This is a genomic window from Nonomuraea recticatena, assembly GCF_039533245.1.
Lineage (GTDB): Bacteria > Actinomycetota > Actinomycetes > Streptosporangiales > Streptosporangiaceae > Nonomuraea > Nonomuraea roseola.
Genome location: NZ_BAAATE010000075.1, coordinates 1 through 9,108, shown reverse-complemented (window position 1 = coordinate 9,108; position 9,108 = coordinate 1). Strand labels below are relative to the sequence as shown.

Genomic DNA, 9,108 nt, shown 5'->3' with positions numbered 1-9,108 from the left:
GAGCGGGTGATCGAGGAGAACCGCGCCAAGTCAGGCGAGGAGTACCGGCTGGAGACCGAAGGGCCGCACCCCGTGGGCAGCCTGCGCCTGGACCGCTGACACTTCCCCGGGCCTCCGCGCACCGGGTCGCCTGGAGCAGGCCAGGAGATACCGCGTGATGTCCCTTCGGTGGGGTAGGTGGCCGACCATGCTGAGGAACGCGCTGTGGCAGGGGATGGTGGCCGGACTGGTCGGGACCGCGGTCATGACCGTAGGCGAGAAGCTGGAACAGCGGCTGTCCGGTCGCCCGGACTCCCACGTTCCGGCCAGGACCCTCGAGCGGCTGATGGGCCTGCCCGAACGGCCGCGCCGGCAACCCCGTGCGCTCAACCTGGCCATGCACTACGGCCAGGGCGCGCTGCTCGGGATACTGCGTAGCCTCATGGCCCAGGTGGGGCTGCGAGGGGCATGGGCGTCGACGATGTTCTCGATGGTGCGGCTGACCAACGACCAGATCCTGGAGAACGCCACAGGGGTGGGAGCCCCGCCCACCACCTGGCCTCGTGGCGAGCTGGCGGTCGACCTGCTGCACAAGACGGTCTACGGGTTCGCCACCGGAGCGGTCAGCGATGCGCTGGCTGCTCGCGAGGGGATGGGTCCGGGCCAGCGTCACGCTGCGATACGGCCGGGCCGCCACCACGGGGTCGGCCCCGCGCCCCGCCCGGCCCGTGTCTGAACGTCCGGTGACGAGGCAGGGACGGCCGTCAACAGCTTGCTTGACGACGTTGCTGCTCCCCTGGGCCCAGCAGGTACGCGGCAAGCCAGTTCACGACTGTGGTGACGAAGCTGATCTTGCTCGCGGTGTGGCGGAATGGCCTGTCGCATCGCCGCGGCATCCCGATGGCGCTGTTGGGGATCTTTGGCCAGCGCGGTCGCCAGCACCTGATCCCAGAAGGGGGCCAGGGCCGGGTTCCGCTGTGAGGGCGGCTGCGGGGTCTTGCGCAGGTGCTGGAAGAGCACGGCGGTGGGCGAGTCCCCGGTGAAGGGCGGCCGGCCGGTGAGCATCTCATACAGCACGCATCCGGTGGAGTACAGATCCGAGCGGGCGTCGACGGGCTTGCCGTCGGCCTGTTCGGGCGACATGTAGGACGGGGTACCCATCCGCATTCCGGTGGCGGTCAACCGGGTGGCCGTCTCCGACATGAGCTTGGCGATCCCGAAGTCCATCACCTTCACCCGCACCCGGCCGCCGGCGCGGTGGACCATGATGTTGGCGGGCTTGATATCGCGGTGCACCACCTCCCGCTCGTGGCTGTGCTCCAACGCCTCCAAGACCGCCGCCACGATCTGCCCGGCCTCGTTCGGCGTCGGCGGCGCCTGGCGCAGCAGATCGGCCAGCGTCCCGCCCTCCACCAGCTCCATCACTAGATACGGAACCGGCTCCCCGTCACCGATGTCCTCACCGATGTCGTAGACGACCGCGATGTTGGGATGCGACAAGCCCGCCGCCGCCCGCGCCTCCCGGCGGAACCGGGCTCGGAAGTCCTCCTCGCGCAGCATCTGCGCGGGCAGCACCTTGACCGCCACGATCCGCTCCAACTCCCGGTCACGCGCCCGATACACCACCCCCATACCGCCGCGCCCTAACGGCTCGAGCAGCTCATACCGCCCCGACAGCATCCTCACCACACCACCCGACCCCGCCGCCCCTCCAAGATCAACACCAAACTACGGGCAAGAGCTCCTTGTGGCCGGACAAAACGAACGGGCCTCCTCCTCCCGCACGTGTCCCCCGCCGCCAACTAGCGACGCGGTCCTCTTCTCGCAGGCGCCGAGCTGGTGTTTCACCTCTCAGCCGTGCGTGTTCTCAGAAGTGGCGACCGTCTCCGCCTGCCGAGACCACGATCTTCTCGGAAGGCAGGTGACCTGGGCAGATCGGCTCACCTCGGGGCTGGGGACACGTTCGGGAGAAGACCCGAGCCCGCCACCGCACCACCGAGACCGCCAAGCGCGCGGCCGGGCTGCGCGACCGCCTGGCCGCCGAGGTCACCAGCGCCCGCCAACTCGCCGCCGAGCTGGCCGAAGCGCTCGACGCCATCCCGGCCGCCGACGGCGTCAACGGGCAGGGGCCAGGCTGGCGACGTCGAGCCGCCGACCGGGTGGGAGAACGAGCTCGAGCTGGCCCGCCGCCTGGCCACGCTGGCCAACTCGATCAGCGCCCACGGCCGCGACCACCAGGCCGCGGTCGCCGACTGGCGGCACGCCGCCCGCAGCGCCGAGATCCGGGGGTCGAAGTGCAGCGGAACGAAAACGTACGCTAAGCCCCGTTCGCGCAGGCCAGTCGTGACAGCTGACAGTGCAGGTCCGGAGAGGCTTGGCGTACGTTCCCGTTCCATTGCACAGGTTGGCCTCCAGGGAGGAGGGCCGGTCCGGATTGTGGCGAGACGGCGTGAGGGCTTGTATTCGGTGCCTGGGTACAGGTTTACCGTCGAGGTACGACCTGGTCTGCCTCGGCGCGGCGCTTCTCCAGGGCTTTGGCCGCGGGGAAGGCCCTCCCCTCGGGTCCGTGCGATGAGCCCCAAAGTAGAGCGTTGTCGCAGCCACAGCCACAGCCGGTGACGGCTGCGGTGCCCGACTGCGAGTTCCGGTCCGGACGTTCGGGGATGAGTCCGACACTCGCCATCGCGATAACGGCGGGGAGGACGCGTATTTCTCCAGCACGACGCGGGCGCGGTCGTAGCCAAGGCGGGCGCGGCCGGTGTGCGGGCAGATGTCGGCGGCGGCCGGTCGGCGGGCGGGCACGGGGCGGCGTTCGGACAGGAACAGCGGGCCGTGCGTACGCGTGGTGCCGTCAGGGAGCCGGAGGAGGCGGGGCAGCAGGTGGGCGGTGCCGCGGTCCCAGTACACCCACTCGGTGGCGCCGCCCTTGGACCGGACGGGAGCACGCCGGTGCTCCACGTCGAGGTCCTCGACGTTGAGCGCCAGGATCTCTGCGGCCCGGGCGGCGGTCTCGTACAGAATCCGCCACAGGGTCTTCTCGCGCAGTGGGATGTCGCGGCGCGACATCAGCCGGTGGATGGTGGTCTTGGCGACCGCGCGGGCCTCGTCGACGTTCTCCTTGCGGCGTTCGGCCTCAGCCGGGACCGAGGGGGCGGCCCAGTGCTTCTTGGTCTGGCACCAGGTGAGCCAGGAGGTGATGGCGGCGCGGTTGCGGTTCCAGGTCGCCGGCGCGCATCGGCCCCACAGGGCGGCGAGGGCGTGGCCGATCTCGGCGTCGGCGATCTCGGCGAGCGGCCGGTGGCGGCCGAGCCAGGCGATGGTGCGGTCGATGGCGGAGGCGTAGGCGCGGTGGGTGTTGGGGTTGGCGGTACCCGGGGTGGCGAGGAAGGCATCGGCGGCCGCGGCGAGTGTGACGTGCTCGCTGCGCAGGGCGGTGATCTTCGGTGCGGCGCTCATGCCACCCGCCGGGCGACGCCTTCGGCGATGTATCGGATAACGTGCCGGAGTCGCGCACCGTCCCGGCAAGACGTTCGCCTGGTCGTCGCGCCGTCATGATCGCTCATGTACGTGATATAGGCCATTATCACGTACATGAGATTCAGAGGAGTGGGAGACAGCGGCCCTTCCGTATTCCCTATGGGGGCTGCTGTCGCGCGGAGACCGAAGCTGGCTGGTTGAAGGTTTTGACCCGACGTCCGCTTGCCACACAGTTCAGCCTCGGCACACGGTTTCGCGCCTCGCACGCCCAGGTCGTGGCCTTTCAGGCTGCTCTTACACAGGTAACGTAGAACGAACCTATGAACGAGTCCGTGCCCGCGAGAGTCCTGGTCGTTGACGACGAGCCCAACATCCGGGATCTGTTGTCCGAGGCGCTGAGTCTCAACGGTTTCGACGTGCGAACCGCGTCCAGCGGACGGGCGGCGTTGGAAGCGGTGGCGTCCGAGCGGCCCGACATCATCGTGCTGGATGTGATGCTGCCTGACCTGGACGGCTTTACGGTCGCACGGCGGTTGCAGGAGGCACAGGACAGTCCGTTGGTGCTCTTTCTGACGGCCAAGGACGCCGTGTCAGACCGGATTTCCGGCCTGACCGCAGGCGGGGACGACTACGTCACCAAGCCGTTCAGCTTGGAGGAGGTGGTGTTGCGTCTGCGGGCGATCCTGCGCAGGGTCCGGCCCGTGACCGAGACGGTCGACGACGGAGTTCTCCGCTACGCGGATCTGGAACTCGACGAGGAGGCCCATCTCGTGCGGCGGGCGGGGCGGGCCATCCATCTGTCGCCGACAGAGTTCAGCCTGCTGCACTACCTGATGATCAACGCCGATCGGGTCGTCAGCAAGGCGCAGATTCTGGAGCGGGTGTGGGACTTCCACATCGACGGTGACAGCCGGATCGTCGAGTCCTACATCAGTTACCTGCGGCGGAAGATCGATGCGGAAGGCCGGCCGTTGATCCATACGTTGCGTGGCTTGGGGTATCGCCTGCAGGATTCCTCATGAGGCTGGTTCGGCGCTCCTGGTCGCTGCGGCATCGGCTGCTGGCCGCCCTGTTGGGCCTGTGCGCCGCTGGTCTGGCGGTCTTCGCAGTGGCGGGTGTGCTGCTCTTGGATCGGGTCCTTCTGGCTCGGGTGGACACCCAGCTGTCTGAACTCGTCCTCACCCTCGGCCGGCGCCCTCCACCCACCGCGCCGCCTCCTCCGCGTCTCGGGGACATGGAACTGCCGACACAGTTCCGGATGACTTTCTACGACGCGTACGGAGGCGTGGTGCGGCAGATACCGCCCGAAGTCTCCGACGGTCCTACCCTGACTGCTCGGGAAGTCTCAGCGCTGCCGGCTCGTCCCGTCACGATGGCCGGGAGGACGGGCTCGGAGGAGTGGCGCGTGCTCGTCACGAGGGTGTCGGGTGGCGGGCGCGTGGCGGTGTCGATGTCGCTGGAGGCCAACAGGGAGACCGTGCGGCAATTGCTGGTCATCGAGCTGGCCGCCGGCGTCCTGGTGTTGTCGCTGCTGGGCGCGGTCGCCTGGATCGTGGTGCGGCTGGGCTTGCGTCCGCTGAGCCGGATCGAGCGTACGGCAGCGGCCATCGCCGAGGGGGACACCGATCGTAGGGTCGACGACACCGATCCGCGCACAGAGACCGGCCGGCTGGGCCACACCCTGAACGTGATGCTGGAGCGCCTAGCCCTCGCGCTGCGCGAACGGAGCAGTCCGAGCGGAGGCTGCGTCACTTCCTCGCCGACGCCTCGCACGAGCTGCGTACGCCGCTCACGTCGATCCGCGGCTTCGCCGAGTTGTACCACCACGGGGAGAGGATTCGGGACCCGGCGGCTGAGCGTCTCTTCGGCCGGATCGAGGGCGAGGCTGAACGGATGGGCGTGCTGGTCGAGGACATGCTTCTGCTGGCCCGTCTGGATCAGGAACCCACCCTGGAACCCACTGTGGTGGACCTTCGGGTCTTGGCGGGCGATGTGGTGCACGCCGCCCAAGCCCGTGACCGGGAGCGCCCCATCCATTTGCGCATCTCCGACGACCCGGTGCTCGTAAACGGCGACGAACACCGCCTGCACCAGGTCATCGCCAATCTGGTGGGAAACGCGATCACCCACACGGCAGTGGGCACCGCGGTGCACGTCACGGTCAGGCGGCGGACAGGCGCCGAAGTCGCACGTCCTGGGGTCGTGCATGCCGGATCAGGACCTGCCGCGGATGCCGAAGCGGCCTTGGTCGAGGTGCGCGACGAGGGACAGGGCATCGCGCCCGAAAACCTTCCACACGTGTTCGACCGGTTCTATCGCGCGGATCCGAGCCGCTCCCGCGGGTACGGCGGCACCGGGCTAGGTCTGGCCATCGCCGCCGCGCTGGTGCAGGCGCACGCGGGCAGGATCGAGGCGCGCAGTGTGCCCGGCGCGGGAGCGACGTTCCGCGTCCTGTTGCCCTTGTATCGGACTCAGGACGACTGAGCCTGCCGCGTAATGTGCATACCGGCTACGCCATAACGGGCAGGAATGGGAGCCTGCGGCGCACCTCGTCATCGTGCCTGAACCTAACGGAAAGCGGCTGGCCAACAAGGCCGGCAACCGGCGGCGAGCACACCGATTGTTCATCTCTGATTGGCGGGTGATTCACACACTATTCCCAGCTTCGTGCTGTCAGATGTGCTCTGACACGAAGGAGGGACATGCTGCAGAGATTTCGCAAGCGAGCCGTCTTCCAAGGTGAGACCGGAAAAGCAACCGCCCCGGACGTCCTACCGGAAGGCGATGCCGGCCACCGGCTGCGCGCCCCGAGCAAACTGCACGCGTTCAACCGGTACGAGATCAAATACCTGATCGACGCGGACCTGGTCGACGACCTGCGCGAGGAGCTGGAGAACCGGCTCGATCGCGACCGGCACTGCCCGGAAGAGGGCTACAACATCTGGAGCGTCTACTACGACACCCAGCAACTGCGCTTCTACTGGGAGAAGATCGAGGGTCTGAAGTTCCGCAGGAAGCTCCGGGTGCGGCATTACGGCGACCGGTTCGCGGCAGCGGACGACACGCCGGTGTTCGTCGAGATCAAGCAGCGCGTCAACCGGGTCACCCAGAAACGCCGGGTACGCCTGCCGTACGCTGACGCGCTGCGGCTGTGCGACAGGCGACAGATAGTCGATCACGAGCCGTCCCAGCGGGCCTTCCTGGAAGAGGTGCTCGACCTGGTCTCCCGGCTGGACCTGCGCGCCACCGCGATGACCGGCTACACCCGCCACGCCTACATGGGGCGGGACGCCGACGTGGGGCTGCGCGTCACCTTCGACCGCCGCGTCAGAGGCCGGGACCGCGACTTCCACTTCGGTGCCGACGCGGAGAACCGGCTCATCGTCCCCGCCCGCAAAGCGATCATGGAAGTCAAGGCCAACGAGCGGGTCCCGTACTGGCTCACCGACCTGACCGCCAAGCGGAACCTGCAGGTGGTGCGGGTCTCCAAGTACTGCCAGAGCGTCGAGGCCTACGGCCTCGCGCCGCGCTCCGTCTTCCACATTCCCGGCCACGATCACATGTCCGACCACCACCAACTTCTCGGCCGCGAGCGGTCGATGGCTCACATGGAGGCCTGACCCCTCATGGACTTCTCCTTCCAGGACCTGTCTGGCACGTTCAGCGTGGCCGACATCGCGATCGCGATGTCGCTGTCGTTCGTGCTGAGCGCGATGATCGGCTGGGTGTACCGGGCGACGCACCGCAACGTTTCCTACAGCCAGTCGTACGTGCAGACGCTCGTCATCCTCGGCATGCTCATCTCGCTCATCATGCTGGTCGTCGGCTCGAACATCGCCCGGGCGTTCGCGCTGGTCGGCGCGCTGTCAGTCGTGCGGTTCCGCAACGCCATCAAGGAGACCCGCGACGTCGGATTCATCTTCCTCGTCATGGGCGTCGGCATGGCCGTCGGCACTCGCTTCTACCTGCTGGCGATCGTCGCGGCGGTGACGATCTCGCTGATCATCATGCTCATGCAGCGGTTCAACTGGTTCGCGCTCAACGTGCGCCGCCAGGTGGTCAAGGTCCAGGTGCCAGCCGACGAGGACTTCACCGCCACGATCCAGGACGTGCTGGTGCGGCACACCGACGAGTTCGAACTGGTCAGCATGGAGTCGATCCGCGGCGGCGCGCTCACCGAGCTCATGTACACCGTGAAGATCAAGAAGGGCAGCGAGCCCGCCGATGTCATCGCGGCTCTGCGCGAGCGCAACCACGGCCAGTCCGTCACCGTGCTCACCGGGTACGACCAGACGGACCTGTAGGCGTCCATGACCCATCCCACCAACCGGCGACGGCTACGCCACCGCATTCCGGTCAAGCTCCGGCACAACTGGAAGCTCGTCGCGCTGTGCACCGCCTTTCTGGCCGTGTGCTGGGGCGTGTTCGGCAGCGGGACGATCCGCCCGTACGTGACCACGGCCCAGACCGCTTCCGCCGACACCGTCGCGACGAACCTCACCGGGACCAAGGACCTGTTCGACACCACGGTCGCGCACGAGGTGAAACTGACCTTCACCGACGCGGCGTACCGGGACATGCTGACCGAGTACTACGCCAGCGGCGAGAAGAGGTATGTCGAGGCGGACCTGACCATCGACGGGACCCGCATCCCCAGCGTAGGCGTCCGTCTCAAAGGCAACTCCACGCTGGCGGGCCTGACCTGGAACGGCAAGTCCCGCAGCAGGGGCGGCATCCCCCGCGGAGGGCCGCCCGAGGGTTTCGAACCTCCCGAAGGTTTCCAGCCGCCGGAGGGTTTTCAGCCGCCTGGCGGCGAGCAGCCCCAGGGAAACGGACAGCCGAAGACGAATGGACAGCCGGAAACGAACGGGCGGCCCGGCGGCGGGATGTTCGGCGCTCAGCTCAAGGCGGAGGAGCCCGAGAAGCTGCCCTGGCTGATCAGCTTCGACGAGTTCGTCGAGGGCCGCCGCTACCAGGGCCACGCCCAAATGGCTGTGCGGCCCGCCGCGATGGGCTCGACGACGATGCTCAGCGAGGCGCTCGGCATCTCGGTCGTCGGCGCCGCCGGCGAGCCGACGCAGCGCTCCACGTACAGCTCCTTCAACGTGAACGGCCGCTCCTCCACGCCGCGCCTGCTGGTGGAATACCTCGACGAGGGCTACGCCGAAGACCTCGGCAACGGCGTCCTGTACAAGTCGCTGGCCACCGGCTCCTTCACCTACAAGGGCGAGGACCAGACCCAGTACGTCAACGACTTCAAACAGATCAACAAGATCGGCGGCAAGGACCTTCAGCCCGTCATCGACCTGGTCAAATGGATGAACGAAGCTTCCGACGCCGAGTTCGCCGCCGGCCTCGCCAACCGGCTGGAGGTGGAGTCGTTCGCCCGCTACCTGGCCCTGCAGAACCTGATGGTCAACTTCGACGACATGGCCGGGCCGGGCAAGAACTATTACCTCTGGTACGACTCGGGCAGCAAGAAGTTCACCGTCATCACGTGGGACCTCAACCTCGCCTTCAACGGCGATGCCACGGCCGGCGTCCACGACAGCATCAGGGGGCTTCCACCCGAAGACTGGACACGGCTTATGCAGCTGATGCCAGCGTAGATGATGTTGAGTGGAAGGCTGTCTCGTAGGTCTGGGGAGCTCG

General features: G+C 67.7%; 8 protein-coding genes and 1 pseudogene. 7 read left to right on the top strand and 2 right to left on the bottom strand.

Going from position 1 to position 9,108, the window contains the following annotated elements; all coding sequences use genetic code 11:
* Positions 1-187: 187 nt before the first annotated feature.
* Complete coding sequence (locus tag ABFX50_RS49825) at positions 188-715, top strand: hypothetical protein (RefSeq protein WP_346158175.1); 528 nt, start codon at positions 188-190, stop codon at positions 713-715.
* Here ABFX50_RS49825 and ABFX50_RS49820 read toward each other — a convergent pair.
* The gene (locus ABFX50_RS49820) at positions 649-1,659 is read right to left on the bottom strand and encodes a protein kinase domain-containing protein (protein WP_346158178.1); all 1,011 of its coding nucleotides are present in this window, start codon (positions 1,657-1,659) and stop codon (positions 649-651) included. The genes ABFX50_RS49825 and ABFX50_RS49820 overlap by 67 nt on opposite strands.
* A 435-nt stretch (positions 1,660-2,094) precedes the next feature.
* A complete protein-coding gene (locus ABFX50_RS49815; RefSeq protein ID WP_346158172.1) occupies positions 2,095-3,435 on the bottom strand; it encodes a tyrosine-type recombinase/integrase in 1,341 nt (446 codons plus the stop codon).
* Between the two features lie 341 nt (positions 3,436-3,776).
* Here ABFX50_RS49815 and ABFX50_RS49810 point away from each other — a divergent pair, with 341 nt between their 5' ends.
* The 6 genes and pseudogenes from ABFX50_RS49810 (at position 3,777) to ABFX50_RS49790 (ending at position 9,065) form a co-directional block, all read left to right on the top strand.
* Complete coding sequence (locus ABFX50_RS49810) at positions 3,777-4,478, top strand: response regulator transcription factor (RefSeq protein ID WP_346158169.1); 702 nt, start codon at positions 3,777-3,779, stop codon at positions 4,476-4,478.
* Positions 4,475-5,149, top strand: a pseudogene (locus tag ABFX50_RS51725) (HAMP domain-containing protein); the annotation flags it as partial. The gene ABFX50_RS49810 and the pseudogene ABFX50_RS51725, both read left to right, overlap by 4 nt.
* 50 nt (positions 5,150-5,199) lie before the next feature.
* Complete coding sequence (locus tag ABFX50_RS49805) at positions 5,200-5,940, top strand: sensor histidine kinase (RefSeq protein WP_346158176.1); 741 nt, start codon at positions 5,200-5,202, stop codon at positions 5,938-5,940.
* Between the two features lie 218 nt (positions 5,941-6,158).
* A complete protein-coding gene (locus ABFX50_RS49800; RefSeq protein WP_346158167.1) occupies positions 6,159-7,076 on the top strand; it encodes a polyphosphate polymerase domain-containing protein in 918 nt (305 codons plus the stop codon).
* A 6-nt stretch (positions 7,077-7,082) separates the two neighbouring features.
* Positions 7,083-7,760 (top strand): DUF4956 domain-containing protein, encoded by a 678-nt coding sequence (locus ABFX50_RS49795; protein ID WP_346158165.1) that lies wholly within the window; start codon positions 7,083-7,085, stop codon positions 7,758-7,760.
* 6 nt (positions 7,761-7,766) lie between these two features.
* Complete coding sequence (locus ABFX50_RS49790; RefSeq protein ID WP_346158162.1) at positions 7,767-9,065, top strand: CotH kinase family protein; 1,299 nt, start codon at positions 7,767-7,769, stop codon at positions 9,063-9,065.
* Positions 9,066-9,108: the final 43 nt, after the last annotated feature.